Origin of the sequence: Enterobacter sp. JS8-1, assembly GCF_049187015.1 — a bacterium.
Taxonomy (GTDB): Bacteria; Pseudomonadota; Gammaproteobacteria; order Enterobacterales; family Enterobacteriaceae; genus Enterobacter; species Enterobacter mori.
The window spans coordinates 3631999-3655769 of sequence record NZ_CP185805.1 but is presented as its reverse complement, the minus strand read 5'-3'; the positions used below and the strand labels follow the sequence as shown (position 1 = coordinate 3655769).

Sequence of the window (23771 nt, the reverse complement as noted above, 5' to 3'; positions counted from 1 at the left end):
ATCTTTTAAAACAAGGTGTTGGTGTTATATGGTATGTGTACGTTTTATATGTTTTTAGTCTTTTGCCGCCAATTCGCCGCCAATAGGTTTGTTAGATAATTTTCCATACTCAAGTAGACCGTCAATCGAACTCTCTAACTTAAAAAAATCCGTCAAAGGATAAAAATTAAGTAAATCCTCATCAAAGTTTTTGATCCCAAAGAGTAATTCCTTTTTTTTGAGTAACATTTCAGCTTCATCTTTCTCCTTTGAAGATGTTCTTCCAAGATTATAATCTAGAGTTTTTAAAACCTGCCAAGAAACGGGGAGCGTTAACTTGAACATAGAAGATAAACTTGGGCAAAAATCATTCTGGGTAATTTGCTTATATGTCGTTTTAGGTGGAAGAACAACATTAATGGCTTTGCTATTGTGATTTGTTTTTACGATCTTTGTTGAGCGATATGCAATGCCTACAATATTTGATCTGTTTCTGGTACTAATCCATTGCATTAATAAATTTGGTATAATGTATTCTTGAGTAAATGAGGCATCTTGCTCACTTTTTACGTAGCTACATGCAATGAATAATGGATATAAGGTTAGGTAAGCTAAAAGGGTGTCGATATCAGGGATTGAACTAATTCGTTTGTTATCATATGAAGATAGGTCTATTTTGTAGAAAAGCACTTCAGGAGCAAAATTTAGTACCTTAGCTTCATTATCATTGGACTCGAATGATGAAATGTATAATTTATCAAAATCCGGTTTATTCATTTCTTGCCAGCAAATATATAAAGATGTTCCAAGATATAAACATGGTAACCCCGCCACGGAGTATCGTTGCGCACTAACTAGATGTCTTAATTTAAATGGTATATGGAACATATCCTCTCTTCTTGACAATGGTTTGTCTGATTTCCTAACTCTGAAGAGCGGTTTTTTGCCATTAGATATATCAGTTAATGGTATACATATTTGATGAATGTATCTTTGTGTTGATTTATCTTGAAAAATCTTATCGAAAGTATCATAAGCTTTCTTTATATCTCCCATGAGAAAATATTGCATGGTATTGCATAACCCAAGGGAAATATTACCAACTTTATTTAATCGTCTAGATAGCTTAAAGCTTAGCGCGCTCTTTTCACTATTTATAAAATCCTCTAAAAATTGATAATATACATCACATAAATTTGTAAAATCATCAATAATATTGTCTTTTACTTTGAAAGGTGGCAGTAATTTTGCGTCTAGTTTTTGCAACAAAAAAAACGCTTCCATATCAGGCCTTGGCGTCATATCCATTATTCATCTCTTGGCAACATAGTTAATGGGTTTTTAGTAACAGCATCTTCAAGGTGTTCTGGTGCGAAATGTGCGTAAATCATTGTCATTTTGATATCGGCATGGCCTAGGATTTCTTTAAGGATGAGTATGTTTCCACCATTCATCATAAAGTGGCTGGCGAATGTATGTCTCAGGACGTGGGTACACTGCCCCTCGGGAAGAACAATCCCGGCTCGTTTTACTGCGCGCTCAAAGGCTTTTCTGCAAGGTGTGAATAACTTCCCTCTGTTCTTAGGAAGTTCGTCATACAGATCCTGAGATATCGGTACAGTACGGTTTTTCTTGCCTTTCGTTTTGGTATAAGTAATCCGATATTTTGATAACTGATGGCCCTGAAGGTTTTCGGCTTCACTCCATCGCGCACCGGTGGCAAGGCATATCTTTGCGATCATCAATAGGCTAGGGCTTTGAGAATCAGCGCAGGCATTCAGCAAGCGTTTAATTTCGTCCGAAGCTAGGAACGCCAGTTCCCCCTCAGCGATTTTGAATGTTGGTAGTCCGGAGAGTGGGTTAGGCGGTGACCAGTGGCCCAACTTTTTTAATGTGCCAAAAACAGATGATAGGTTGCGCTGCTCAAGATTTACCGTACGGGGCTTAACAGGCGACAATAGCGCGCCGTCTTCGTTACGCACTTCCCCTTTTAATCGTGCTTCACGATATTTCGTAAAGTCACCGGCGGTTAACTCTGAAGCGACAGGATCGCCTAGCCCATTGCAGATAATGTTCAGTTTCGCCATCAGGCGTTTGGGGTCTGCAAGCGTCTGGCCGTAGAGGGAATGCCATTGGTCAATCAGTTCAGACAAACGCCGCCGATCTTCCTTTTCACCCAGCCATGGCTTTTTGTTCACTTCTTCCATGGTGAAGTTCTCGAATGCTACAGCCTCGCCTTTCGTTGTAAATTGCTTACGCACGCGCTTGCCGTCACGTCCGTTAGGGTAGCACTCGCACAACCATTTTCCATTCGGCTGCTTTCTGATCGTCATATCAAAGACTCTTAATGATTTTCAATACGCGGCCAACTACCTCGATATCATCTAGGCTGCATTCAAACGAAGAGTCATCTTGATGCACAACTAATCTGTTTCCCGGAAGACGAGTTAACTTAACAATGCTTTTTATCCCGTCGATATCGACCAACCACATCCCATTCACTGGTGGTGCCTGGGTACGGTCAACTAAATATGAATCGCCAGCGGTATTTACTAGAAGCAGCTCGCGTGAGTCAGATGGAAGCAGGCTGCTATCAATGATGGCCTTCCCGGCTTCAACCAGCGAACCTCCCATGAGATTAACCTTGTCGATCTCAGGCGATACAAGTTCAGAAAGAGGTTTTACCTTGCCAGAGTTCACGAAATTGATACTTTTTTTATCATCAATTTTTGTTCCGGGTTCACCTTGACCTGTGGTAAGCCAGAGTAAAGAAACGCCCGTTTCAAGAGCACATTGGATTACCCATTCTGCAGGGAAACTGTCTCTTAAGTATCTGTTAGCCATAGTGCTTTTAGATGCGCCTAGGTGATCGCATAGCTGCTGCCTGGACTTAAAATCATAGGCAGCCATTAACCTATGGATAGCCTCTCTACCCCCTGTATTCTCGCCAGCTTTCACCTGTATCATTTCTTAATCCTATTGACGTATCAAATATTGGATCGTAGTATCTCAATTGTTCAAGTATTGAATCGCATAAAACAAGATAAAACGACATAAACCAAACCTTAACTGAGAGATACTGCACTATGAGCACCGATATTTCAATTCGTGTACCAAAAGAGATGGCGACACCTGCAGAGTTCGCGGAATGGGAAGGTATCTCCCGCGGTTCTGTTTACCAGAAAATTCATCATGGGCAGCTCGCTAAATACATGGTGAAGAAGGATAAAAACAAGGGGCGCGTTAGTCTGCGCTATCTGATGTACAAAACCGATCAGGTTCGTGAGTCCCTTGGTCATTCCAACTTCCGCGTTGTTGTTGGTCAGTAAGTTCAATTATGAGAACTTTCGAAGAGGCTCACATGTTTGATTATAAGATTTCCAAACATCCGCACTTTGATGAAGCCTGCCGCGCTTTCGCACTGCGTCACAATATAGCGAAGCTGGCCGACCGTGCAGGCATGAATGTCCAGACGCTGCGCAACAAACTGAACCCGGAGCAACCACATCAACTAACGGCGCCGGAAATTTGGATGCTGACTGATATCACTGAGGACTCCACGCTGGTTGATGGGTTTCTGGCTCAAATCCATTGCCTGCCATGTGTGCCGCTGAACGAAGTAGCCAGCGAGAAAATGCCTCATTACGTTCTGAATGCTACAGCAGAGATCGGTCGCGTTGCAGCAAGCGCTGTTTCTGGCGAACACCAGACAACAACGGAACGCCGCCAGGTTATAGAAAGCATCAATTCTGTTACTCGTTTGATGGCACTTACAGCTGTTTCCCTACACGCGCGCCTTCAGTACAACCCGGCAATGGCAAGTGCTGTTGATACAGTGACGGGCCTCAGCGCGTCTTTTGGTCTGATATGAGGTGCTCATGCTTAATAAAGAACCCTCATTCGCATCACTTTTGGTTAAACAAAGCCAGGGTATGCACTGCGGCCATGGCTGGATTATCGGGAAAGATGGCAAGCGCTGGCACCCGTCCCGCTCTCAAGAAGAACTACTGGCAGGGCTGACCACTACCAAACAGGTGAAACCATGGCTATTGAAGGCACTTCTGCGACTGTTCCACTAAGCCCGGGTCAACGGCTTGAAGGTCTGAACCGTATAGCTGAATTAAGGGCGAGTGTGTTTGGTCTGAATATTGAGCCAGAGCTTGAAAGGTTCATTAAAGATATGCGTGACCGTCGCGATATAAACCATAAGCAAAATGAGCGCGCACTGGCAGCCATATTCTTTATGGCAAAAATTCCGGCAGAACGTCACGGCGTCAATATTAGTGATCTGACTACTGACGAAAAGCGGGAATTGGTTAAAGCAATGAACCATTTTCGTGCAGTGGTGAGCTTATTTCCCAAACGGCTAACCATGCCGAATTAACCCACAACAGAAATTAATGGCGTAAACCCGCCGGGCATTCTTTTGCCCAAATTCAGGAGAGAGAACAATGCAGAAAGAATTACGAAAAATGTTTGTAGCCGAAACCGATTCGCTTATGACGGTGATCGATATTGCCAAACGTGAGGAGCGCAAAGGCCGCGCGCTCGCAGTTTCAATCCGCCTTGAGGCACTGGCAACCCACATCACCAACAAAGGGTTAAACGGTGTTGAAGCGGCTGAACTACTGCGCTGCGAAGCAACCCGCTACGAAAACGAATCTCAGGAGCTGCACTAATGGCTGACTCTATGGACCTCGTACAACAGCGCGTTGAAGAAGAACGCCAGCGCCACATCCACACTGCCCGCAACAGAGCGCCGGGCGTTTCCCGTGTGCTTTGCATCGAATGCGATGCGCCGATCCCTCCAGCTCGCCGCCGCGCTATTCCGGGCGTGCAATGCTGTGTGACCTGTCAGGAAATCGCAGAGCTTAAAGGCAAGCACTACAACGGAGGTGTTGTATGAGCACTATCCTGAAATGGGCGGGAAACAAAACCGCCATCATGTCCGAACTCAAAAAGCACCTCCCTGATGGCCCTCGACTGGTTGAACCTTTCGCAGGTTCCTGCGCTGTGATGATGGCAACAGACTATCCTCATTATCTTGTCGCGGATATTAACGCTGACCTTATTAATTTGTATAAGAAAGCGGCCTACCATCCTGAGGAATTAATACAGGTTGCATGGGTATTATTCAGCGAGGATAACAGTGCTGAAAAGTATTATGAAAATCGTCTGCGTTTTAACGAAGATACATCCCTGACCACGCTGGAGCGTGCCGCATTATTCCTGTATTTAAATCGCCATTGTTATCGTGGGTTGTGTCGTTATAACCAACGCGGGAAATTTAATGTTCCCTACGGTAATTATAAAAATCCATATTTCCCTCATGCAGAAATCCTGACCTTTGCTGAAAAGGCAGTGCGTGCAACATTCATCTGCGCCAGCTATGACGAAACGCTGGCAATGCTGACGGCGGGTGATGTTGTTTACTGCGATCCCCCTTATGACGGTACTTTTAGCGGTTATCACACTGCCGGGTTCTCTGATGATGACCAGTATGAGTTGGCATCTATTCTGGTGCGCCGGTCATCAGAGGGGCACCCGATCGTCGTGTCAAATAGCGACACCCGCCTGATTCGTTCGTTTTATCGAAAATTCACCCTTCACCGCATCAGCACAAAACGCAGCATTGGCGTTGCCGCGGGCGAAGGGAAAAAAGCTGACGAGCTCATTGCGGTGCTTAAACCAAAGATGTGCGTAAGCGTCGATCCAGGTGGCCCTGATTGCTCTGTTGTATGGAAGGTGCCTGCGTGAAAGGGGCGCAGCTCGGGGCCCATCATTTTCACGGGACGCCTGTTTGGGGGAGTGCCGGTGATGTTCATCGCATTGCGGTGAGCGGAGCCGGTGCTTTCGTTTCATATGTGCGCCCGGACCAGATTGCAGCATCTCTCAATTTTGCCGCCGCAGTGGGTATTGATAACGGAGCATTTTCAGCATGGATGCGGAGCCTGGTTATTAACTGGTGCGAATTCTATGAGTGGCTGCTTGGCTATTACCACCATCCTAAAGTGGCTTTTTTCGTGATCCCTGACGTTGTGGAGGGGGGAGAAAGTGATAACGATGCACTGATTCGTCAGGTTCCTCGCATGTTTCGGGATAAGGCGGCTCCTGTCTGGCACCTGCACGAATCTATAGATCGTCTGGTTGAGCTTTGCCGCGAATGGCCCCGGGTTTGTTTTGGGTCATCTGGAGAATATGCGGTTATCAGGACAGAGCGCTGGCATCGTCGTATGCAGGAGGCTTTCGAAACTATTTACTGCAAATATACCTTTCAAACCAGAGTTTATGGCCTGCGTATGCTGGATGGGCGTGTGATGGGTAATTATCCACTCGCCACCGCTGACAGCACGAATCTGGCCTGCAATGTTCCTAAATTCAACTCTAAATATCCTGAACTAACCAGGGCTATCCGAGAGGCTGAGTATTCACGCGGTCTTAGCGAAAAAGAGCTCAAAGCCGTAATTTTGAAAAACCGTTGCGCCATTCTTAAAGGCGCTATCGAGGCAGTGCGGCCGCCCTCTATCTCTGAATGGTCCTCAAAAGGGTTGCAGCCTTTCCAGCTTGAACTGGAGATCGCATGAGCAATTACCGCTATTCCTGGAATGCTGAAAAGAAAGCGGTTAACCCTTATCTGGATACAGATAAGCGTGCCACTTCATCCGTGCTTTCAAACCTGATTACTCTCTATGCTGCGGATAACGAGCAGGAACAGCTGCGCCGCGAAGCCCTGAGTAATGAGGTCTGGGATCGCTATTTCTTCAATGAATCCCGTGATCCTGTTCAGCGGGAAATGGAGCAGGACCAGCTGCTAAGCCGCGCCAAAATGGCCCGCGAACAGCAGCAATTCAATCCCGATCTGGTCATCGTTGCTGACGTGAGCGCCCAGCCGGCGCATATCAGTAAGCCGCTTCTTGAACGGATTAAATATTTCGAGGGCCTGGGCAAACCGAAGGCACATTCCCGCTATCTGCGTGAAACCATCAGGCCGTGCCTGGAACGCCTCGAGCGCGTGCGTACCAGCCAGATTTCTACGTCATTCCGTTTTATGGCGAGCCACGACGGGCTGGGGGGCTTGCTGGTCCTGCCCGAAATGAATCAGGAGCAGGTTAAGCGGTTGTCAACCCTGGTGGCGGCACACATGAGTATGTGTCTGGATGCTGCCTGCGGTGAGCTGTTTATGGATGAAAACGTTACGCCGGAAGAGATCCGCCGGTCATGGGAAAGGGTGGCCGCTGAGGCTATGCGCCTTGATGTTATCCCGCCTGCTTTCGAGCAGCTACGCCGTAAAAAGCACCGCCGTAAGCCGGTTCCATACGAGCTTATTCCGGGCTCGCTTGCCCGTATGCTTTGCGCGGACTGGTGGTATCGCAAGCTGTGGCAAATGCGGTGTGAATGGCGGGAAGAACAGTTGCGCGCTGTCTGCCTGGTTAACAAAAAAGCGTCCCCGTATGTCAGCTATGAAGCTGTGATCCACAAACGCGAACAGCATCGCAAATCACTGGAGTTTTTCCGCTCGCATGAGTTGGTTAACGCCGAAGGTGACACGCTGGATATGGAAGAAGTGGTAAACGCCAGCAGCAGCAATCCGGCGCACCGGCGCAACGAAATGATGGCCTGCGTTAAGGGGCTGGAGCTGATCGCAGAAATGCGTGGTGAATGCGCCGTGTTCTATACCATCACCTGCCCGTCACGCTTTCACGCAACGCTCAATAACGGCAGGCCGAACCCGAAATGGAGCAGTGCCACGGTCCGCCAGAGCAGCGATTACCTGGTGAATATGTTTGCCGCCTTCCGTAAGGCTTTGCACAAAGCCGGGCTGCGCTGGTATGGCGTTCGCGTTGCTGAGCCACACCATGACGGCACCGTGCACTGGCACCTGCTTTGCTTCATGCGCAAAAAGGACCGAAAATCCATCACCGCGCTGCTGCGTAAATTCGCCATTCGTGAGGACCGGGAGGAGCTGGGCACCAATACCGGGCCGCGATTCAAGTCTGAGCTTATTAACCCGCGCAAGGGGACACCGACCAGCTATATCGCCAAATACATCAGTAAAAACATTGACGGGCACGGACTGGCGCAGGAAATCAGTAAAGAAACGGGCAGATCGCTGCGCGATAACGCTGAGAATGTAAACGCCTGGGCTTCGCTGCACCGTGTACAGCAATTCCGCTTCTTTGGTATTCCTGGCCGCCAGGCATACCGTGAGCTGCGCCTGCTGGCCGGTCAGGCTGCTAGGGCGCAGGGTGACAAGAAGGCAGGCGCGCCGGTACTGGAAAACCCGCGTCTGGATGCTGTATTGGCCGCAGCGGATGCTGGTTGTTTTGCCACCTACATCATGAAACAGGGCGGCGTCCTGGTTCCCCGTAAACATCACCTTGTCAGAACTGCCTATGAGCTTAACGACGAACCGAGCACCTACGGCGATCACGGTGTTCGTATTTATGGCATCTGGTCCCCGATCATTGAGGGCCGGATCTGCACTCATGCAGTGAAGTGGAAAATGGTTCGTAAAGCCGTTGACCTTCAGGAGGCGACAGCCGACCAGGGCGCTTGCGCCCCTTGGACTCGTGGCAATAACTGTCCCCCTGTTGAAAATTTGAACCAGACAGGGGGTGAAGTACCGGATATTACTTCCATGGAAGAAAAGGCGCTGCAGGATTACCTGCATGGAATGGGAAAAAAGGAGAGGCGGGAGTTGGTTGCCCGGCTCAGGCTGGTAAAACCGCAACGGAAGAAGGCTTACAAGCAGGATATTTCTGAGCAGCAACGCGTGCAGCTGGAGTATGAACTGCACTCCAGAGGGTTCGATGGCAGTGAGTATGAAGTGAATTTACTCCTACGCGGCGGCAGCCTTCCGTCAGGTGGCGGGTTGCGCATCTTCTATCAGAACGGGCGACTGCGTGAGGATGATAAATGGCGAAAGTGTTACTAACATCCCGAAAATATTTCATTTTATGGCCCTTACCTGAGCTTTCTTACTGAAGTTCAAAAAGCATTTTACATTTAGAAATTGATATTATACTGTATATATAAACAGTGTATATACATACAGTTATGTTGTTTAAGTGGCCGTAATAGGAGGGAAAATGCAGGATTATCTTTCGGAGTCATTGAAACTTCAGCGCATTGATTTTTTCATTAAGTTAGTAGCGGCAAGCGAGTGCAGTGACGAAGAAAAACGTTTAGCGATCCAGTGGGTATCTGAATTGACTGATGAGTTAATGATGAAAATTCATGCTTATGAGTGAAACTGACTGATGTAGGTCAAGATATATTGCATATAAAATAATCTATTGATTTTTATGATTTTACTGTGCTCATCACATTTTTGTGAAAAGCAAAAATGTAATTTGGTTACAAAGGCAACGATTTTTTTCGCAGCATGGTTTTTTATGGTTGCCTTCATTATCAACTTACACAAGGTGCTCTGGAAATGGCATTACAAAAAAGTGATTGGAAACATGAGGACAATAAACATTATCGGGGACATCTCGATCGTATTTATGTTTCAACCACAGAAGAATGGGAGGTTGGCTATTTTGTTGACAAATATCTTAAAGACCACAACAGCACAACCAGTGATAAAAACAGAGATGTAATAATGCAGAATATAGCTGCGTATCCTGGTAAGAAGCCAATTCTACGGACCGAGCTTACGAAATTCTTAGATGGAAAGATTACCTTTACTGCTGCAAAGTAACAGTAAGAAGGATGCATGGCTATGCTGCATGAATCCGCATGATCGTTTAATGATCGCAAATGACCCGGCCCACCAGTATTGGTGGGCCTTTACTTAGTGCATGCAGGCGCATGAAAACTGTTACACAAAGCGGCCAGGCGTGGCGGGGCTACGAGTGCGCGCTCGGCTAAGATATAGTGCTATTCGGAAGAATGGTGTATGGTAGTGTTTTAGTTTAACTTTTGTCTTAATAAGAACTATACTTATAGGTTGTGAAATGAACCCAAAACTTAATGAGCTAAAAGATAAGTTAGATAATTTGCATACAGCACTCGAAGGTTTAAGTTTTCAGCGTGACGATTTAATTGATCTAGGTGCTTATACATTTCCATTTTTGCATTCAGCAGACTTAGTTTATTTCCCCAAAATGCTTTCTGAAAAGATATCTCGAATGGGGAAGTATGAACCATCGGAAGACGACGTGAATGTAATTGATTCGCTCATCTACGACTTGGAAAGGGCACAGCCAAACATAGAGCATATTGCCCATAGTAATTCTTCAGTTTCTCAAACAGCAATTTATTCATATCTGTTGTCTATGCTGTATATCAGCAATGAAGTCAATGAGTTATTCTCATTTGCTGCTCTTAAAGATAAGGATTTATTACCGAAGAAAATAATATCAAGGCTGGAGTTGTACAATTCCGGATTAGCTACAATTGAGGAGAAAAGCGGCAGCATTGAAGGGAAAATAAAAACTATAAATGAAGCTTATGATGCAGCTGAAAATCTACCAACCACTTTAAAAATGCTTCGCGACACTAACCAAGAGATCGCACTTTTAAAGGGGACATCCTCTTCGGATTACTCTGAAATTGAAAAAAAATTAAAGTTTGCTCAAGATGGAGCTAAAGAGATCGAGGAGCTTAAAGATACTGCAGCGAAGTTAAGTCAGGATGCAATATCAGAAGTTAAGGAGTATTTAGGTAAACTTAAAGATGAAGCTCAAACATACATTGACAAATGTGAGGAAGCCTTTAGAACTACTACTTCAAAAGGCTTGGCTGGAGCGTTTCAAGATAAGGCGGAAAAACTTAACTTGAGTATACGCTATTGGGTCGGTGGCTTGATTGCAGCTTTAGTTGCAGGTGCTGGCGTAGGATATTTACGACTTAATGCGCTTGAAACTTATTTATCTAATCCGGATTCCTCAGGTGTTAAATTAGCTATCCAACTTATTTTATCTTTCTTAAGTGTCGGTGCGCCACTTTGGTTTGCATGGCTATCAACTAAGCAAATTGGCCAGCGCTTTAGACTTGCTGAAGATTATGAATTCAAAGCTTCTGTTTCGAAAGCTTATGAGGGTTATCGTAGAGAGGCTGTTCAGCTTGATTCGGATTTCTCGCAGCGATTATTTGGAAATGCGTTGTCACGCCTCGAAGAGCCGCCTTTAAGATTTGTGGAAGAAAAAACACATTCGTCACCGATTATGGAAATATTATCATCAGATAATTTTAAGAAAATCGTAGATGATGGAGGTGATAAAATGGATGCAATTCTTGAAAAAGCAGGCCTAGTTAAAAGGAAAAATGTGGTAAAAGACGAGGTTGTTAAACCTGCAGAAAATACAGCGGAAGATTGAAGTGTAATAAAAGGGGCTTCAGCCCCTTTTATTAATCTAAGTTATAATCCGTAAAGGCAATTATTTCTGCATTCAGCCAATTATTAATCTCTAAAATCCTTTTTTGTAAAGGCATTAATTCATTCCTGACAAATACTTTACTGGCCTTTTCCACATCCCCAAATCCGCCAACATTGTTGGGCATAATCCCCATCATCTGTGGTGGAACGCGGTGTGCCGCCATCATGTCATCTCGGCTCACGTTCTTGATATTCAGAAATTCATCCTTCGCCGCAACCTCTGAAAGCGGAATAATCTGAATCCCGTCCTTTTTACCGTTGGGGGAGTACATAAACAGATTACGAAAATTGCCAGGGCCTTTGGCACTTTTCATTGCGTTGCGGATATTGTTTACGTCATCCTGATTCTGCGCGGCATCGGTCATATACATGATAAAGCCTGCATGACTACCGTTAATGTAATACTTGCGTCGGAACAGAGTGGCGGACTCATTCAGTAGGGCCGAAGGGATGGCAGACAAATATTCCGGCAACCCGTAAATCTCTTGATTTAAATCCGGCTCCATCAGATGGAAGATGCTTCCTCTGGTGAACTCATATGGCCGCGTAGTCATGCCGTGCTGCACAAACCAGTAGGTATCCAGATCCACGCCGCGTCGGGTGTACTTCGCCAGCGACGGTTCCAGCGACAGGATGCCGCCGAGGCGGTTGGTGCGCTTCTCCAGATAGGCATTACCAAACACCAGATAGTCTTGTACGAAGCGGCTAAACGCCTGCTGGCTCAGCAGCGGATGCGGAATAAAGGTGCTGGTCAGAATGTTGCGCTTCACCGCGATTGGTGAGCTGTGATGCACGGCGGCTCGGTAGGTGCGGGCCAGCCCGTCAAAACTCACCGGCGGTTCATACCAGCGGTCCATCTGCACGCACTCCACATAATCCAGCAGTTCCCGGCGGTCCAGTACCGGGATCGGGTCGCCAAAGCTAAATGCTTCTGCAGATACGCCGCTGCTCTTTTGAACGCTCTGTTTAGCTGCAGCGCGGTTTTTATTCCTCTTACCCATCAAAAAATCTCCACAATATTGCTGGTATTGGCGGCTTCGCCCTGCAGCGGTTCGTTAAATAGTGCGTGCATCGTTGCCCAGGCCAGGTCTGCATGGCTGGCTTCTTCGCTCCGGCTTGCTTCGTAGGTGGGGCGGTTACCGCTGGCGGTAGTGGCGCGGCGGATTGCCATGAAAGACTGAGCAATGTCGGTGTGCCCGGCGTCAAACTCCAGGCGCCGGTGGCTGATAATGTCGTATGCCTTTAGCACCAGGGCGTTTTTGACGTTGGGGTTGTAAACAAACTCCCGGACCGCCGGGAAGAACGCTTTCACGTTCTCATAGACGCCGTGGCCAACGCCGGTCGAGTCGATGCCGATATAGGTCACGTTGTACTGCTGGGTCAGCTTTTTAATGGCGTCAGCCTGGGCGCGGAAGTCCATCCCGCGCCACTGGTGCCGCTCCAGAATGCGGAACTTGCCGCCCGGCGCCGTGGGCGGTGCCACCACCACGCATCCGGCGCTGTCGCCGTTCTGTGTACCTTTCGCTGGGTCATAGCCGATCCAGACTTCACGCCAGCCAAACGGGCGCAGCGCCAGGGCCTGAAAGTCGGACCAGACTTCCCAGCTGTCCACCATGCACGCCTGCAACTCGCTCAGAGGGAACACTGACGCCAGATCGTCAATGAATTCGCACATCAGCAGGTTCTGGTATTCGTCCGGGCTGTACTCCATGCGCAGCTGGTTCAGGTCGAACAGGTTACAGCCGCCGCGCACCGCATCCTCCACGGTGACGATCTGGCGGTACTGACCGTCCGGGCAAAGCAGGCCCGGTGCCAGATTGCGGTGGGTCAGGTCAATATCCACCTTGTCCGCTTTGGCCCGGCCCCGGTTGAACAGCGCACCGGACCAGAATGGATAGGCGCTGTGGGTTAGGCTGGACGGGGTTGAAAAGTAGGTCTGCCGCCATTTTTTATGGATGGCCATACCGGAGGCCACCTTGCGCAGCTCCTGGAATTTCGGAATCCAGAAATATTCATCCAGGTACAGGTTGCCGTGATAGCTCTGCGCCGTGCGGGCGTTGGTGCCGAGGAAGTACAGGCACGCGCTGTTGCTGAGCGTCATCGGATCGCCTTTCAGCTCTACATCCACTTCTTTTGCAAAGTCGATGATGTACTGCTTGAAAACATGCGCCTGTGCCTTGCTGGCTGAGAGAAAAATCTGGTTGCGGCCGGTGGTGATGGCGTCAATCAGCGCCTCCCGGGCAAAAAAGAAGGTCGCTCCGATCTGGCGCGATTTGAGCAGATTGCGGATACGGTGGCGGTTGCCTGCCTCGTACCAGTGGCGCTGGTAGGCGAACATCGAGCCGTGGAAAACCTCCTGCAGCTTCTCGATCTGTTCGTCGGTGAAAACATTCTTTTCGGGCTGGCGGCGCGGGCCTTTGTTGCGGTTGGCAACCTTCGGATTTAAATCAGCCTCATTGCCGCCATCGTTAAATTTACTGATCCGGGCGTGGCGCTCTGACTGGCGCGCCAGCAGGTCAATTTCCTTGAAGTCTTTCCCTTCTTTCTGCTCCTTCATAATGAGCTGGCAGTAGCGCGAGGCGGTGGTGAGCTGCATCTGATCCAGCGGCCCATACTCGCCCCACTTGTCGCGTTTCTTCCAGCTGTGAACGGTTGCAACTTTCTCGCCCAGCATTTCTGCAATGCGGGCTATGCGGTATCCCTGAAAGTACAGCAGCATGGCCTGCCGACGGGGATCGAGGTCTGCGGGGGTCATTGTCGTCTTCATGGCCCAAACATACGGCCTTGCCCGGCGGCTTTCCCCGGCTGCGGTTTGTGTGGCTGACCGTACAAGCGCCGCGCGTTGTTTCACTCTCCCCATCACCGCAAACATAAGGCTCCAGTAAGTTTTTTCTAACGGAGCACGGCTCATGACAGTGAAAGCAAAGCGTTTCCGCATCGGGGTGGAAGGTGCCACCACCGACGGGCGCGAAATCCAGCGCGAATGGCTGGTACAAATGGCTGCCAGCTACAACCCTGCGGTGTATACGGCGCAAATTAACCTTGAGCACATTAAAGGCTATTCGCCGGATGGCACGTTTAAGCGTTATGGGCATGTCACCGGCTTAACCGCCGAAGAAATCACGGAAGGGCCATTAAAAGGGAAAATGGCGCTGTACGCCGAAATTAACCCGTCGCCTGACCTGATTAGTCTGATTAAGCAGTGGCAAAAGCAATTCACCTCTATGGAAGTCAGCCCGAAATTTGCTGACACCGGTAAGGCCTACCTTGTCGGCCTGGCTGCCACTGACGATCCGGCGAGCCTGGGCACCGAGATGCTGGCTTTCAGTGCCACCGCCAAACAGAACCCGCTGGCTAACCGCAAGCTAAGCCCTGAAAACCTATTTACCGCCGCTGAAGAAACGCTGATTGAACTGGAAGAAACCCAGGACGAAAAGCCGTCCCTCTTTGCCCGCGTATCCGCGCTGTTTACCAAAAAAGAGCAGACCGACGATGCGCGTTTTTCAGACGTGCACAAAGCCGTTGAGCTGGTCGCCACCGAGCAGCAGAACCTGAGCGAGCGCACTGATAAATTTCTGTCAGACCAGGATGCGCGCATTTCTGAGCTTGAATCCTCGCTGCAGGAGCAGCAGGCCGCCTTTGCCGAGCTTCAGCAGCAGCTGAGCCGTGAAGACAGCCGTAAAGATTACCGCCAGCGCGCACCGGGCGGTGACGCACCGGCAGGCACCCTGACCAATTGCTGATGGAGCATAAAACCTGATGAAAAAGAATACCCGCTTTGCCTTTAACGCCTACCTGCAGCAGCTGGCGCGCCTGAACAATGTGGAAGTGGAAGAGCTTTCCAGCAAGTTCACCGTGGACCCGTCCGTGCAGCAGACGCTGGAAGACCAGATCCAGCAGTCCGCCGCTTTCCTGACGCTGATTAACATCACGCCGGTTGCGGAACAGTCCGGCCAGTTGCTTGGCCTGGGCGTTGGCTCCACCATTGCCGGAACCACCGACACCACCACCAAAGAGCGCGAACCTACCGATCCGATGCTGATGGAGGACGTGGAATATAAATGCGAACAGACCAACTTTGACACGGTGCTGACCTACGCAAAGCTGGACCTGTGGGCGAAATTCCAGGACTTCCAGGTGCGTATCCGTAACGCCATCATAAAGCGTCAGGCGCTGGACCGCATCATGATCGGCTTTAACGGTGTGAAGCGTGCTAAAACCTCTAACCGCGCTGAAAACCCACTGCTGCAGGACGTGAATAAGGGCTGGCTGCAGAAAATCCGCGAAGACGCGCCGGACCACGTTATGGGCAGTACCACCCAGGACGGCACCACCACGGCAGGCGCGGTGAAGGTGGGCAAGGGCGGCGACTATGTCAACCTGGACGCCGTGGTGATGGATGCGGTTAACGAGCTGATCGACGTGGTTTACCAGGATGATGACGAGCTGGTTGTTATCTGCGGCCGCGAGCTGCTGTCTGACAAGTATTTCCCGCTGGTTAACAAAGAGCAGGAAAACAGCGAGAAAATTGCCGCCGATCTGATTATCAGCCAGAAACGCATGGGCGGCCTGCAGGCGGTGCGTGCGCCGTTCTTCCCGGCCAATGCCCTGCTGATCACCCGTCTGGATAACCTGTCCATCTACTGGCAGGAGGACACCCGCCGCCGTTCTGTTATCGACAACCCGAAACGTGACCGGATTGAAAACTTCGAATCCGTCAACGAAGCGTATGTGATTGAAGATTATCGCTGCGCGGCCCTGGTCGAAAACATCACTATCGGTGACTTCAGCGAGCCAGCTGCGGTGCAGTCTGCGCCTGTGGAAGAACCCGCCGAAACAGAAACTGAGGAGTAACGCATGAGCCTGAGTCCCGCACGGCAGCACCGCCTGCGCATTCAGGCCGAACAGGCCGCCCGGGAGGGCGGCAGTGTTCGCCATGCGTCCGGCTATGACCTGATGCTGCTGCAGCTGGCAGAAGACCGCCGCCGCCTTAAGGGTATCCAGTCCACCGTGAAAAAGGCGGCAATCAAGGTGGAGCTTCTGCCGAAGTATGCCGCCTGGGCGGAAGGCGTGCTGGCTGCCGGAGGTGCGCAGCAGGATGACGTGCTGATGTACGTGATGCTGTGGCGTATCGACGCCGGTGATTATGCCGGTGCGCTGGAAATCGGGCGTCATGCGCTGCGCCATGGCTGGGTGATGCCGCTGGGCAACCGTAACGTGCAGACCGTTCTGGCGGAAGAAATGGCGGATGCCGCACAAAGCGCGCTGCTGGCCGCAACCGGTTTTGATGCCGATCTGCTCCTGCAGACGCTGGACCTGACTACCGATCTGGATATGCCGGACCAGTCCCGTGCACGCCTGCACAAAGCCATCGGCGCGGTACTGACCGATAGCAACCCGGCTTCTGCCCTTAATCACCTTACCCATGCGCTGCAGCTCGATCCCCGCTGCGGCGTGAAAAAAGAAAAGCAGCAGCTGGAGCGCAGATTGCGCAGTGACAGCCGCTAACGAATCGTGCCAACGCGCGGGGCGGCACGGGGTGGCGACAGGCTTTATGCCGCGTCAAAACCCCGTCCACCGCCCAACTATTTGGGAGTGCCAGAAATATGCAATTCGTTTCGCCGGAACAGGCCGGGGAAAGTACCCAGGACGTTATTAAAAACACCAGTTTCTGGCCTGATATCAGGGTTTCAGAGTTCCGCCGCGATATGCGCATGGATGGGAGTGTCACCGATCCACGCCTGCGTCTGGCGTTGCTGACAGCGATTGCTGAAGTTAACGCCGATCTCTATGAGTTCCGCGAGAAACAACGGGCGCAGGGGTATGCGAGCCTGGCCGACGTCCCTGCTGATGTGATCGACGGCGAAAGCCAGCGGCTCATGCTGTATCGCCGTGCGGTGTTTTGCTGGGCAAAAGCAAACCTGGTTGAGCGCTATCGCGATTTTGACGCAACCGGCGACGGAAGCAAGAAAGCCGAAGATATCGAAACAACCTTAGGCGAGCTGTGGCGCGATGTGCGCTGGGCAGAGTCCCGCCTGCGCGATATGCCGCATATGACGGTGGAGCTGATTTGATGAAAGTGCGTGCGCATCAGTATGACACGGTGGACGCACTCTGTTGGCGCCATTACGGGCGCACGCAGGGAGTCACTGAACAGGTGCTGCAGGCGAATCCGGGGCTGGCTGAATATGGCCCCTTTTTACCGCACGGGCTGCAGGTGGAGCTGCCGGACATTACGGCGTCAACCACTGCGCAGACTGTCCAGTTATGGGACTGAACTATGACGCTTGAACGAATCAGCGCCTTTATCACTTACTGCGTTGCCCTGCTTCTGGCATGGCTCGGCGATTTGTCTCTTAAAGATGTATCGACCATTACCGGTCTTGCACTGGGGATTATTACTGCAGCTTTGACCTGTTATTTACGCTGGAAAGCCTACCAGCTGCTGCGGGACGGCAGAATATCGAGGGGGGAATATGAGTCCTTCAATCGTTAAGCGTTGCCTGGTCGGCGCGGTGCTGGCGATTGCCGCCACGCTGCCGGGCTTTCAGTCGCTTCATACCTCCGTCGAGGGGCTGAAGCTGATTGCTGATTTCGAAGGGTGCCGCCTGCAGCCATACCAGTGCAGCGCCGGGGTCTGGACTGACGGGATCGGCAATACGTCCGGGGTAGTGCCGGGCAAAACCATAACGGAGCGACAGGCCGCGCAGGGGCTGATTAATAACGTGTTGCTGACGGAAAAAAGGATTGAAGCATGCCTGCAGGTTAAGCCACCTCAGAATGTTTACGATGCCCTGATCAGTATCGGCTTTAATGTCGGAACGGGGGCAATCTGCCGGTCAACAATGGTTTCTTACATCAATCGCCAGCAATGGTGGCAGGCGTGCAACCAACTCCCCCGCTGGGTTTATGTAAATGGTCAACGGAATAAAGGGCTGGAAAACCGGCGCGCCCGTGAGCTTGCCTGGTGTCTTAAAGGGGCAGGGGCATGAAGCGCGCGCTGGCGGTGATCCTGGCTCTGGTGCTGGCACTGCTGGGCTGGCAGTCATGGCGGCTCAACAATGCCGGTCACACCATCGGGACGCAGGCTGAGGCGCTTAAAAAGAACAAGCAGGAGCTGACGAAGAAAAACAGCCAGCTCATCAGCCTGTTCATTCTTACCGAAACCAACAGCCGGGCGCAGACGCAACTTTATGCTGCAGCGGAGGAGACTTCCGCGCTGTTGCGGAGTCGCCAGCGCCGGATCGAGGAGCTAAAACGTGAAAACGAGGATTTACGCCGCTGGGCTGACACTCCTTTGCCTGCTGACATTATCCGGCTGCGGGACCGCCCGCCCCTCGCCGGAGGTGCAGCTTACCGTGAGTGGTTGTCCAAAAGTGACGCAGTGCCGCCTGGACAGGTCAGCGCCGCGCAGTAATGGGGATCTGAATCAGGTGCTGGATGAGACTGAGGCCGCCTGGGCGGCATGTGCCGACAAAGTGGACACGATCATTGCGTGTCAGGAGCGAGACAGTGAACAAGCCGCAGTCCTTACGCAACGCCCTGAATAAATCGGTGGCGTATGTCCGTGACAACCCGGACAAACTGCACCTTTTTATTGATAACGGTTCGCTGGTCGCAACCGGCGCCCGTTCAATGTCATGGGAATATCGCTACACCCTGAACGTGGTGATTGAAGATTTTAGCGGCAACCAGAATTTAGTGATGGCACCCGTGCTGCTCTGGTTAATGACCAATCAACCGGACGCTATCAACAACCCGGAGCTGCACGAAAAACTTTTTACCTTTGACGTCGATATCCTGAGCAACGATCTGTGTGATCTCAGCCTCAATCTGCAGCTCACGGAGCGCGTGATTGTCAGCACAGACGGCACCGTATCGAGCGTAGAAGCGGTGCCGGAACCCGACGTACCCGAAGAAATGTGGACGGTGAAACGTGGATGACCTGCAGAGGGTGGATGACTGGCTGGCGGCCCTGCTGGCGAATCTGGAACCGGCATCCCGCAACCGTATGATGCGACAACTGGCGCAGGAGCTGCGCCGGTCGCAACAGCAAAACATCAGGCTGCAGCGCAATCCAGACGGAACCGCCTTTGAGGCGCGCCGGGTGACGGCCAGAAGTAAAAAGGGGCGCATCAAGCGCCAGATGTTCGCCAAATTGCGCACCACTAAATACCTGAAAACCACAGCCACTGCGGACTCTGCCAGCGTGCAGTTTGATGGGAAAGTCCAGCGCATCGCCCGTGTTCACCATTATGGTCTGCGTGATCGCGTCAGCCGAAAAGGGCCGGAGGTCCGTTACGCAGAACGCCGCCTGCTGGGTGTTAACGATGAGGTGGAGACGCTGACACGCGATATTTTGCTGCTCTGGCTGGCTGGTTAGTTTTTATTTTTGTTTGAACGGGCCAAATCTATTAACTCATAAATTAGTTTTTCTTGAGGGAGGTTGGGCGTTTTTTCAAAGTTTATATTATGACTTCTAAGGGTTTGAATTAGGTCTTTGAACTCAGAAGTGGAACCTTTGGAAAGTAAAAAAGAAATTGTTTGATTTTCATAATCATTAGTCATTTGCATATTGTATTTTATGAAAATAATTAAGAGTCTAAGTGTGTAACCGATAAACATAATTGCAGTGAAGAATATGAGGTACGGCGCAGCAACAGCAATTGCTTCCTTAATAGTACTTTCAGCAGGTTTGTTGCTAACTGTTGGGGTAATATCGCTGCGTTTTACTCCTAACTTGTTATCCGTTATTTCTTGATTAAGGTCACTTAACGATTTGACCGCGGAATTAGTTTTTTCAATGATTGTAATCAAGTCTTGAAGACTTCCTGATTTCTTTTCTTGATTGTGATAATACAAAAAGGTGGAGAAAAATGAAGCCACCATAAATAACGAAAGAAGAATGATGGAGTAGGTTGCAATTTTTGATTTTTTAGTTCTGGATTCTAGAGCGAATAATACTTTTTTGTATTCGTCAGGTTCTAAATTCATGATCTCTACTCGTTCGTTTAATTAAGCTTTGTGCCATTTATAGCACAAGTCCGCAATCTATCGAAGCTGCCTATGTGTTGACAGTATAACGACATGAACGCACAACTTACAGAAATCATGCGCCTTATCACCAACCTGATCCGCACCGGCACCGTAACCGAAGTGGACCGAGAAAACTGGCTGTGCCGGGTGAAAGTGGGCGAGCTTGAAACCAACTGGATTAACTGGCTGACACTGCGCGCAGGTGGTGCCCGTACATGGTGGTGCCCGTCGCCGGATGAGCAGGTGGTGGTGCTGAGTATGGGCGGCAATCTGGAAACTGCTTTTGCCTTACCTGCGATCTATTCCAACCAGTTCGCGCCGCCGTCGGACTCCGTGGACGGATGCGTAACGGAATACCCGGACGGTGGCTGGTTTGAATATGAACCAGCGACCGGCCGCTGGCATGTGCGGGGCATCAAATCCATGGTGATCGAGGCTGCAGATAACATAACCCTGAAAACGGGGGAATTTGTGGTGGAAGCAAGTAACACGCGCATAAACAGCGAAGTGGTGATCAATGGTGGCGTCACCCAGGGCGGCGGCGCCATGAGTTCTAACGGGATCGTAGTCGATAAACACGGTCATACCGGCGTTAAGTCCGGCGGTGATACATCGGGAGGTCCGGTATGACGCTGTATATCGGCATGAGTCAGGGCAACGGCAGGGCCATTACCGACATGGACCACCTGCGCCAGTCGGTCCGGGATATTCTGCTGACCCCGCAGGGGAGCCGCATTGCCCGGAGGGAATACGGCTCGCTTCTGTCTGAACTGATAGACCAGCCGCAGAACCCGGCGCTGCGCCTGCAGGTTATGTCTGCGGTCTATGTGGCTCTGAGTCGCTGGGAGCCACGGCTTACCCTGGATTCCATCACCATAAACAGCAGTTTTGATGGTTCGATGGTGGTTGAGCTTACAGGGCAGCGTGATAACGGCGCGCCGGTTTCACTTTCGGTATCAACAGGAGCAGACAATGGCAGTCATTGACCTTTCCCAGCTGCCCGCCCCGCAGATAGTGGATGTGCCGGAGTTTGAAACGCTGCTAAACGAACGGAAAGCCGCGTTTGTAGCCCTTTATCCGGCAGACGAGCAGGACGCGGTAAGGCGCACGCTTGAGCTGGAGTCTGAACCCGTGACCAAGCTCCTGCAGGAAAATGCGTATCGTGAAATCCTCCTGCGTCAGCGCATTAACGAGGCGGCGCAGGCGGTCATGGTGGCTTATTCCATGGGGAGTGATCTCGATCAGCTGGCCGGTAACTGCAACGTAAAACGTCTGACGGTTATACCTGCAGATAACGACGCGGTACCGCCGGTTGCTGCCGTGATGGAAAGTGATGAGGCTCTGCGTCAGCGTGTTCCTGCAGCTTTTGAAGGGCTGTCAGTTGCAGGCCCAACGGGAGCTTACGAGTTTCACGCTAAAAGCGCTGACGGGCGAGTGGCTGACGCCAGCGCAACCAGCCCGGCCCCGGCGGAGGTGGTGCTTACCGTGCTGAGCCGTGAGGGAGACGGGACGGCAGCGGCGGACCTGCTGGCTGTGGTTGAACAGGCGCTTAACAGTGAGAACGTGCGGCCGGTTGCTGACCGTCTGACGGTGCGCAGCGCTGAAATTATTCCCTACAGCGTGGATGCGACGATCTTTCTTTACCCGGGGCCAGAAGCTGAGCCGGTGATGGAGGCGGCAAAAGCCAGCCTGCAGAAATATATCGCCAGCCAGACGAGGCTGGGGCGTGATATTCGCCGCAGTGCAATTTATGCCGCGCTGCATGTTGAAGGTGTGCAGCGTGTTGAGCTGGCCTCGCCGCTCGCTGATGTGGTGCTGGATAAGACACAAGCCGCTTCATGTACGGAATGGAGCGTAACCAACGGGGGAACGGATGAATAGTCTGCTTCCTCCTGGCTCCTCGCCGCTTGAGCGCCGTCTCGCTCAGACCTGCGGCGGAATTTCCGATCTGCAGGTGCCGCTGCGGGATTTATGGAACCCGGCAACATGCCCGGTCAAGTTTCTGCCGTATCTGGCGTGGGCTTTTTCGGTTGATCGCTGGGACGAAGGATGGGCGGAGAGCGTGAAGCGCCGCGTGGTGCAGGATGCGTTCTATATCCATCAGCACAAGGGCACAACCAGCGCTGTGCGGCGTGTGGTGGAGCCGTTCGGCTTTCTGATCCGCATCATTGAATGGTGGCAGACCGGCGATGCGCCGGGCACGTTTCGCCTGGATATTGGGGTGCAGGACCAGGGCATAACAGAGGAAACCTATCTGGAGCTGGAGCGCCTGATTGGTGACGCCAAACCCTGCAGTCGGCATCTGATCGGCATGTCCATAAACCTACAGACGAGCGGACCATATTTTGTTGGGGCTGCCACTTACACCGGCGAAGAAATCACTATTTACCCATATATCAACGAAACCATCATTTCCGGTGGCACTGCCTACGAGGGCGGCGCCGTCCATGTAATTGACACAATGAGAGTGAACCCATGAGCGCAAAATTTTATACCCTGCTGACGGATATCGGCGCGGCGAAACTGGCAAATGCCGCCGCGCTCGGTGTTCCGCTGAAAATTACACAGATGGCAGTGGGTGATGGCGGCGGCGTGCTGCCAACGCCAAATGCACAACAGACAAAGCTGGTCGGTGAAAAACGCCGTGCAGCTCTGAATATGCTGTATATCGATCCACAGAACAGCAGCCAGGTGATCGCTGAGCAGGTGATACCCGAAACTGAGGGCGGTTGGTGGATTCGTGAGGTTGGTCTGTTTGATGAAACCGGCGCGCTGATTGCTGTCGGTAACTGCCCGGAGAGCTACAAGCCGCAGCTGGTAGAGGGCAGCGGCCGCACGCAGACAGTGCGCATGGTGTTAATTACCAGCAGCACCGATAATGTTACGCTGAAAATTGATCCTTCCGTGGTGCTCGCTACCCGTAAATACGTGGATGATAAGGTGCTGGAGCTTAAGGTGTATGTGGATGAGCTGATGGCGGCACATCTTGCGGCTGCTGATCCGCATTCGCAATATGCACCAAAAGTCAGCCCTACGTTTACCGGCACCCCAAAAGCCCCGACGGCGACGGTTGGTAACAATTCCACTCAGCTTGCCAATACTGCTTTTGTGCAGGCCGCTATTGCAGGGCTTGTTGGTTCCTCACCTGCAGCGCTTGATACATTGAACGAACTGGCGGCGGCGTTAGGTAACGATCCTAACTTTGCGGCCACTATGACTAATGCCCTGGCGAACAAGCAGCCACTGGATAATACGCTGACAGCCTTGTCGGGAAAATCTATTGCGGCCATTCTCGAATACCTCGGTTTAGGAACAGCTAAGTTTGTAACGAGCCGAGGCCGGAACGCAAACGGTACATGGGTGATATGGTCTG

Annotated in this window: 33 protein-coding genes and 1 pseudogene; 28 read left to right on the top strand and 6 right to left on the bottom strand. The window is 51.0% G+C overall.

Annotation, left to right across the window (positions count from 1 at the left end; all coding sequences use genetic code 11):
- Nucleotides 1-54 precede the first annotated feature (54 nt).
- Genes ACOQH0_RS17385 through ACOQH0_RS17375 form a run of 3 tightly spaced genes read right to left on the bottom strand, consistent with a single transcriptional unit; the run spans nucleotide 55 to nucleotide 2946 of the window.
- The gene (locus ACOQH0_RS17385) at nucleotides 55-1287 is read right to left on the bottom strand and encodes a hypothetical protein (protein ID WP_421510888.1); all 1233 of its coding nucleotides are present in this window, start codon (nucleotides 1285-1287) and stop codon (nucleotides 55-57) included.
- Nucleotides 1287-2312, bottom strand: coding sequence for a site-specific integrase (locus tag ACOQH0_RS17380; RefSeq protein WP_421510887.1), 1026 nt, complete (start codon nucleotides 2310-2312; stop codon nucleotides 1287-1289). The genes ACOQH0_RS17385 and ACOQH0_RS17380 overlap by 1 nt, the downstream gene beginning before the upstream one ends.
- Nucleotide 2313: 1 nt before the next feature.
- Nucleotides 2314-2946 carry a phage repressor protein CI gene (locus ACOQH0_RS17375; RefSeq protein ID WP_421510886.1) on the bottom strand — a complete coding sequence of 211 codons (633 nt, stop codon included), beginning with the start codon at nucleotides 2944-2946 and terminating at the stop codon, nucleotides 2314-2316.
- Between the two features lie 119 nt (nucleotides 2947-3065).
- Here ACOQH0_RS17375 and ACOQH0_RS17370 point away from each other — a divergent pair, with 119 nt between their 5' ends.
- From ACOQH0_RS17370 to ACOQH0_RS17315, 12 genes are all read left to right on the top strand, one after another.
- Nucleotides 3066-3308 (top strand): Rha family transcriptional regulator, encoded by a 243-nt coding sequence (locus ACOQH0_RS17370; RefSeq protein ID WP_057060132.1) that lies wholly within the window; start codon nucleotides 3066-3068, stop codon nucleotides 3306-3308.
- Nucleotides 3309-3340: 32 nt separating this feature from the next.
- Nucleotides 3341-3850, top strand: a complete 510-nt coding sequence (locus ACOQH0_RS17365; protein ID WP_421510885.1) for a phage regulatory CII family protein — start codon at nucleotides 3341-3343, stop codon at nucleotides 3848-3850.
- 7 nt (nucleotides 3851-3857) lie between these two features.
- Nucleotides 3858-4058 (top strand): phage filamentation protein Fil family protein, encoded by a 201-nt coding sequence (locus ACOQH0_RS17360; protein ID WP_126493294.1) that lies wholly within the window; start codon nucleotides 3858-3860, stop codon nucleotides 4056-4058.
- Nucleotides 4022-4363, top strand: coding sequence for a DUF5347 family protein (locus ACOQH0_RS17355; protein WP_045325574.1), 342 nt, complete (start codon nucleotides 4022-4024; stop codon nucleotides 4361-4363). The genes ACOQH0_RS17360 and ACOQH0_RS17355 overlap by 37 nt, the downstream gene beginning before the upstream one ends.
- Before the next feature lie 88 nt (nucleotides 4364-4451).
- Nucleotides 4452-4658 (top strand): DUF2732 family protein, encoded by a 207-nt coding sequence (locus ACOQH0_RS17350; protein ID WP_241277385.1) that lies wholly within the window; start codon nucleotides 4452-4454, stop codon nucleotides 4656-4658.
- Nucleotides 4658-4885 (top strand): TraR/DksA family transcriptional regulator, encoded by a 228-nt coding sequence (locus ACOQH0_RS17345; protein WP_048987514.1) that lies wholly within the window; start codon nucleotides 4658-4660, stop codon nucleotides 4883-4885. Before ACOQH0_RS17350 ends, ACOQH0_RS17345 begins: the two co-directional genes overlap by 1 nt.
- Complete coding sequence (locus ACOQH0_RS17340) at nucleotides 4882-5736, top strand: DNA adenine methylase (protein ID WP_126493298.1); 855 nt, start codon at nucleotides 4882-4884, stop codon at nucleotides 5734-5736. Before ACOQH0_RS17345 ends, ACOQH0_RS17340 begins: the two co-directional genes overlap by 4 nt.
- Nucleotides 5733-6563 carry a hypothetical protein gene (locus ACOQH0_RS17335; RefSeq protein WP_421510884.1) on the top strand — a complete coding sequence of 277 codons (831 nt, stop codon included), beginning with the start codon at nucleotides 5733-5735 and terminating at the stop codon, nucleotides 6561-6563. Before ACOQH0_RS17340 ends, ACOQH0_RS17335 begins: the two co-directional genes overlap by 4 nt.
- Nucleotides 6560-8914 carry a replication endonuclease gene (locus tag ACOQH0_RS17330; protein ID WP_421510883.1) on the top strand — a complete coding sequence of 785 codons (2355 nt, stop codon included), beginning with the start codon at nucleotides 6560-6562 and terminating at the stop codon, nucleotides 8912-8914. The genes ACOQH0_RS17335 and ACOQH0_RS17330 overlap by 4 nt, the downstream gene beginning before the upstream one ends.
- A gap of 154 nt (nucleotides 8915-9068) precedes the next feature.
- Complete coding sequence (locus tag ACOQH0_RS17325; RefSeq protein ID WP_045143141.1) at nucleotides 9069-9230, top strand: hypothetical protein; 162 nt, start codon at nucleotides 9069-9071, stop codon at nucleotides 9228-9230.
- A 185-nt stretch (nucleotides 9231-9415) separates the two neighbouring features.
- Complete coding sequence (locus ACOQH0_RS17320) at nucleotides 9416-9682, top strand: hypothetical protein (protein WP_127353323.1); 267 nt, start codon at nucleotides 9416-9418, stop codon at nucleotides 9680-9682.
- A gap of 256 nt (nucleotides 9683-9938) precedes the next feature.
- On the top strand, nucleotides 9939-11303 hold the full coding sequence (locus ACOQH0_RS17315; protein WP_421510882.1) for a hypothetical protein: 1365 nt from the start codon (nucleotides 9939-9941) through the stop codon (nucleotides 11301-11303).
- 31 nt (nucleotides 11304-11334) lie between these two features.
- Here the strand turns inward: ACOQH0_RS17315 and ACOQH0_RS17310 are convergent, their stop codons facing one another.
- Together ACOQH0_RS17310 and ACOQH0_RS17305 are read right to left on the bottom strand one after the other, a co-directional pair.
- Nucleotides 11335-12363, bottom strand: a complete 1029-nt coding sequence (locus tag ACOQH0_RS17310) for a phage portal protein (protein WP_421510881.1) — start codon at nucleotides 12361-12363, stop codon at nucleotides 11335-11337.
- Nucleotides 12363-14129: a terminase ATPase subunit family protein gene (locus tag ACOQH0_RS17305; protein WP_421510880.1), complete on the bottom strand. Its 1767-nt coding sequence runs from the start codon at nucleotides 14127-14129 to the stop codon at nucleotides 12363-12365. Before ACOQH0_RS17305 ends, ACOQH0_RS17310 begins: the two co-directional genes overlap by 1 nt.
- 142 nt (nucleotides 14130-14271) lie before the next feature.
- Between ACOQH0_RS17305 and ACOQH0_RS17300 the strand changes: the two genes are divergently transcribed.
- The 11 genes from ACOQH0_RS17300 to ACOQH0_RS17250 all read left to right on the top strand — a co-directional run bounded on the left by ACOQH0_RS17300 (nucleotide 14272) and on the right by ACOQH0_RS17250 (nucleotide 19745).
- On the top strand, nucleotides 14272-15105 hold the full coding sequence (locus tag ACOQH0_RS17300; RefSeq protein ID WP_421510879.1) for a GPO family capsid scaffolding protein: 834 nt from the start codon (nucleotides 14272-14274) through the stop codon (nucleotides 15103-15105).
- A gap of 16 nt (nucleotides 15106-15121) precedes the next feature.
- Complete coding sequence (locus ACOQH0_RS17295) at nucleotides 15122-16216, top strand: phage major capsid protein, P2 family (protein WP_421510878.1); 1095 nt, start codon at nucleotides 15122-15124, stop codon at nucleotides 16214-16216.
- Between the two features lie 3 nt (nucleotides 16217-16219).
- Nucleotides 16220-16870, top strand: a complete 651-nt coding sequence (gpM, locus tag ACOQH0_RS17290) for a phage terminase small subunit (protein ID WP_110108670.1) — start codon at nucleotides 16220-16222, stop codon at nucleotides 16868-16870.
- A 98-nt stretch (nucleotides 16871-16968) separates the two neighbouring features.
- Nucleotides 16969-17436, top strand: coding sequence for a head completion/stabilization protein (locus ACOQH0_RS17285; RefSeq protein ID WP_395478114.1), 468 nt, complete (start codon nucleotides 16969-16971; stop codon nucleotides 17434-17436).
- Nucleotides 17436-17639 carry a tail protein X gene (locus ACOQH0_RS17280; protein WP_000868184.1) on the top strand — a complete coding sequence of 68 codons (204 nt, stop codon included), beginning with the start codon at nucleotides 17436-17438 and terminating at the stop codon, nucleotides 17637-17639. Before ACOQH0_RS17285 ends, ACOQH0_RS17280 begins: the two co-directional genes overlap by 1 nt.
- Nucleotides 17640-17642: 3 nt before the next feature.
- Nucleotides 17643-17858, top strand: coding sequence for a hypothetical protein (locus ACOQH0_RS17275; RefSeq protein WP_063843689.1), 216 nt, complete (start codon nucleotides 17643-17645; stop codon nucleotides 17856-17858).
- Entirely contained in the window at nucleotides 17839-18354 is a 516-nt protein-coding gene (locus ACOQH0_RS17270) for a lysozyme (protein WP_421510877.1), read from the top strand. Before ACOQH0_RS17275 ends, ACOQH0_RS17270 begins: the two co-directional genes overlap by 20 nt.
- Nucleotides 18351-18779 (top strand): Rz-like lysis system protein LysB, encoded by a 429-nt coding sequence (gene lysB / locus ACOQH0_RS17265; protein ID WP_421510876.1) that lies wholly within the window; start codon nucleotides 18351-18353, stop codon nucleotides 18777-18779. The genes ACOQH0_RS17270 and lysB overlap by 4 nt, the downstream gene beginning before the upstream one ends.
- On the top strand, nucleotides 18664-18912 hold the full coding sequence (gene lysC / locus ACOQH0_RS17260) for an Rz1-like lysis system protein LysC (RefSeq protein WP_227743268.1): 249 nt from the start codon (nucleotides 18664-18666) through the stop codon (nucleotides 18910-18912). Before lysB ends, lysC begins: the two co-directional genes overlap by 116 nt.
- Nucleotides 18875-19306 (top strand): phage tail protein, encoded by a 432-nt coding sequence (locus ACOQH0_RS17255; protein ID WP_421510875.1) that lies wholly within the window; start codon nucleotides 18875-18877, stop codon nucleotides 19304-19306. The genes lysC and ACOQH0_RS17255 overlap by 38 nt, the downstream gene beginning before the upstream one ends.
- On the top strand, nucleotides 19299-19745 hold the full coding sequence (locus tag ACOQH0_RS17250) for a phage virion morphogenesis protein (protein ID WP_200521268.1): 447 nt from the start codon (nucleotides 19299-19301) through the stop codon (nucleotides 19743-19745). Before ACOQH0_RS17255 ends, ACOQH0_RS17250 begins: the two co-directional genes overlap by 8 nt.
- Here the strand turns inward: ACOQH0_RS17250 and ACOQH0_RS17245 are convergent.
- Nucleotides 19742-20356 (bottom strand): hypothetical protein, encoded by a 615-nt coding sequence (locus ACOQH0_RS17245; RefSeq protein WP_200521266.1) that lies wholly within the window; start codon nucleotides 20354-20356, stop codon nucleotides 19742-19744. The genes ACOQH0_RS17250 and ACOQH0_RS17245 overlap by 4 nt on opposite strands.
- A gap of 93 nt (nucleotides 20357-20449) precedes the next feature.
- On the opposite strand from ACOQH0_RS17245, the gene ACOQH0_RS17240 reads away from it, so the two are divergent.
- From ACOQH0_RS17240 to ACOQH0_RS17220, 5 genes and pseudogenes are all read left to right on the top strand, one after another.
- The gene (locus ACOQH0_RS17240) at nucleotides 20450-21028 is read left to right on the top strand and encodes a phage baseplate assembly protein V (protein WP_014884896.1); all 579 of its coding nucleotides are present in this window, start codon (nucleotides 20450-20452) and stop codon (nucleotides 21026-21028) included.
- A complete protein-coding gene (locus ACOQH0_RS17235; RefSeq protein WP_421510874.1) occupies nucleotides 21025-21384 on the top strand; it encodes a GPW/gp25 family protein in 360 nt (119 codons plus the stop codon). The genes ACOQH0_RS17240 and ACOQH0_RS17235 overlap by 4 nt, the downstream gene beginning before the upstream one ends.
- The gene (locus ACOQH0_RS17230; protein ID WP_047726008.1) at nucleotides 21371-22279 is read left to right on the top strand and encodes a baseplate assembly protein; all 909 of its coding nucleotides are present in this window, start codon (nucleotides 21371-21373) and stop codon (nucleotides 22277-22279) included. Before ACOQH0_RS17235 ends, ACOQH0_RS17230 begins: the two co-directional genes overlap by 14 nt.
- A complete protein-coding gene (locus tag ACOQH0_RS17225) occupies nucleotides 22272-22877 on the top strand; it encodes a phage tail protein I (protein WP_421510873.1) in 606 nt (201 codons plus the stop codon). Before ACOQH0_RS17230 ends, ACOQH0_RS17225 begins: the two co-directional genes overlap by 8 nt.
- A pseudogene (locus ACOQH0_RS17220) lies at nucleotides 22874-23719 on the top strand (phage tail protein); the annotation flags it as partial. The gene ACOQH0_RS17225 and the pseudogene ACOQH0_RS17220, both read left to right, overlap by 4 nt.
- Between the last annotated feature and the right edge of the window lie 52 nt (nucleotides 23720-23771).

Bases quoted from the DNA above. Each gene is read 5' to 3' on its own strand.
- ACOQH0_RS17385 (WP_421510888.1), bottom strand. From the start codon at position 1,287: ATGGATATGACGCCAAGGCCTGATATGGAAGCGTTTTTTTTGTTGCAA.
- ACOQH0_RS17380 (WP_421510887.1), bottom strand. From the start codon at position 2,312: ATGACGATCAGAAAGCAGCCGAATGGAAAATGGTTGTGCGAGTGCTAC.
- ACOQH0_RS17375 (WP_421510886.1), bottom strand. From the start codon at position 2,946: ATGATACAGGTGAAAGCTGGCGAGAATACAGGGGGTAGAGAGGCTATC.
- ACOQH0_RS17370 (WP_057060132.1), top strand. From the start codon at position 3,066: ATGAGCACCGATATTTCAATTCGTGTACCAAAAGAGATGGCGACACCT.
- ACOQH0_RS17365 (WP_421510885.1), top strand. From the start codon at position 3,341: ATGTTTGATTATAAGATTTCCAAACATCCGCACTTTGATGAAGCCTGC.
- ACOQH0_RS17360 (WP_126493294.1), top strand. From the start codon at position 3,858: ATGCTTAATAAAGAACCCTCATTCGCATCACTTTTGGTTAAACAAAGC.
- ACOQH0_RS17355 (WP_045325574.1), top strand. From the start codon at position 4,022: ATGGCTATTGAAGGCACTTCTGCGACTGTTCCACTAAGCCCGGGTCAA.
- ACOQH0_RS17350 (WP_241277385.1), top strand. From the start codon at position 4,452: ATGTTTGTAGCCGAAACCGATTCGCTTATGACGGTGATCGATATTGCC.
- ACOQH0_RS17345 (WP_048987514.1), top strand. From the start codon at position 4,658: ATGGCTGACTCTATGGACCTCGTACAACAGCGCGTTGAAGAAGAACGC.
- ACOQH0_RS17340 (WP_126493298.1), top strand. From the start codon at position 4,882: ATGAGCACTATCCTGAAATGGGCGGGAAACAAAACCGCCATCATGTCC.
- ACOQH0_RS17330 (WP_421510883.1), top strand. From the start codon at position 6,560: ATGAGCAATTACCGCTATTCCTGGAATGCTGAAAAGAAAGCGGTTAAC.
- ACOQH0_RS17325 (WP_045143141.1), top strand. From the start codon at position 9,069: ATGCAGGATTATCTTTCGGAGTCATTGAAACTTCAGCGCATTGATTTT.
- ACOQH0_RS17320 (WP_127353323.1), top strand. From the start codon at position 9,416: ATGGCATTACAAAAAAGTGATTGGAAACATGAGGACAATAAACATTAT.
- ACOQH0_RS17315 (WP_421510882.1), top strand. From the start codon at position 9,939: ATGAACCCAAAACTTAATGAGCTAAAAGATAAGTTAGATAATTTGCAT.
- ACOQH0_RS17310 (WP_421510881.1), bottom strand. From the start codon at position 12,363: ATGGGTAAGAGGAATAAAAACCGCGCTGCAGCTAAACAGAGCGTTCAA.
- ACOQH0_RS17305 (WP_421510880.1), bottom strand. From the start codon at position 14,129: ATGAAGACGACAATGACCCCCGCAGACCTCGATCCCCGTCGGCAGGCC.
- ACOQH0_RS17300 (WP_421510879.1), top strand. From the start codon at position 14,272: ATGACAGTGAAAGCAAAGCGTTTCCGCATCGGGGTGGAAGGTGCCACC.
- ACOQH0_RS17295 (WP_421510878.1), top strand. From the start codon at position 15,122: ATGAAAAAGAATACCCGCTTTGCCTTTAACGCCTACCTGCAGCAGCTG.
- gpM (WP_110108670.1), top strand. From the start codon at position 16,220: ATGAGCCTGAGTCCCGCACGGCAGCACCGCCTGCGCATTCAGGCCGAA.
- ACOQH0_RS17285 (WP_395478114.1), top strand. From the start codon at position 16,969: ATGCAATTCGTTTCGCCGGAACAGGCCGGGGAAAGTACCCAGGACGTT.
- ACOQH0_RS17280 (WP_000868184.1), top strand. From the start codon at position 17,436: ATGAAAGTGCGTGCGCATCAGTATGACACGGTGGACGCACTCTGTTGG.
- ACOQH0_RS17275 (WP_063843689.1), top strand. From the start codon at position 17,643: ATGACGCTTGAACGAATCAGCGCCTTTATCACTTACTGCGTTGCCCTG.
- ACOQH0_RS17270 (WP_421510877.1), top strand. From the start codon at position 17,839: ATGAGTCCTTCAATCGTTAAGCGTTGCCTGGTCGGCGCGGTGCTGGCG.
- lysB (WP_421510876.1), top strand. From the start codon at position 18,351: ATGAAGCGCGCGCTGGCGGTGATCCTGGCTCTGGTGCTGGCACTGCTG.
- ACOQH0_RS17245 (WP_200521266.1), bottom strand. From the start codon at position 20,356: ATGAATTTAGAACCTGACGAATACAAAAAAGTATTATTCGCTCTAGAA.
- ACOQH0_RS17240 (WP_014884896.1), top strand. From the start codon at position 20,450: ATGAACGCACAACTTACAGAAATCATGCGCCTTATCACCAACCTGATC.
- ACOQH0_RS17235 (WP_421510874.1), top strand. From the start codon at position 21,025: ATGACGCTGTATATCGGCATGAGTCAGGGCAACGGCAGGGCCATTACC.
- ACOQH0_RS17230 (WP_047726008.1), top strand. From the start codon at position 21,371: ATGGCAGTCATTGACCTTTCCCAGCTGCCCGCCCCGCAGATAGTGGAT.
- ACOQH0_RS17225 (WP_421510873.1), top strand. From the start codon at position 22,272: ATGAATAGTCTGCTTCCTCCTGGCTCCTCGCCGCTTGAGCGCCGTCTC.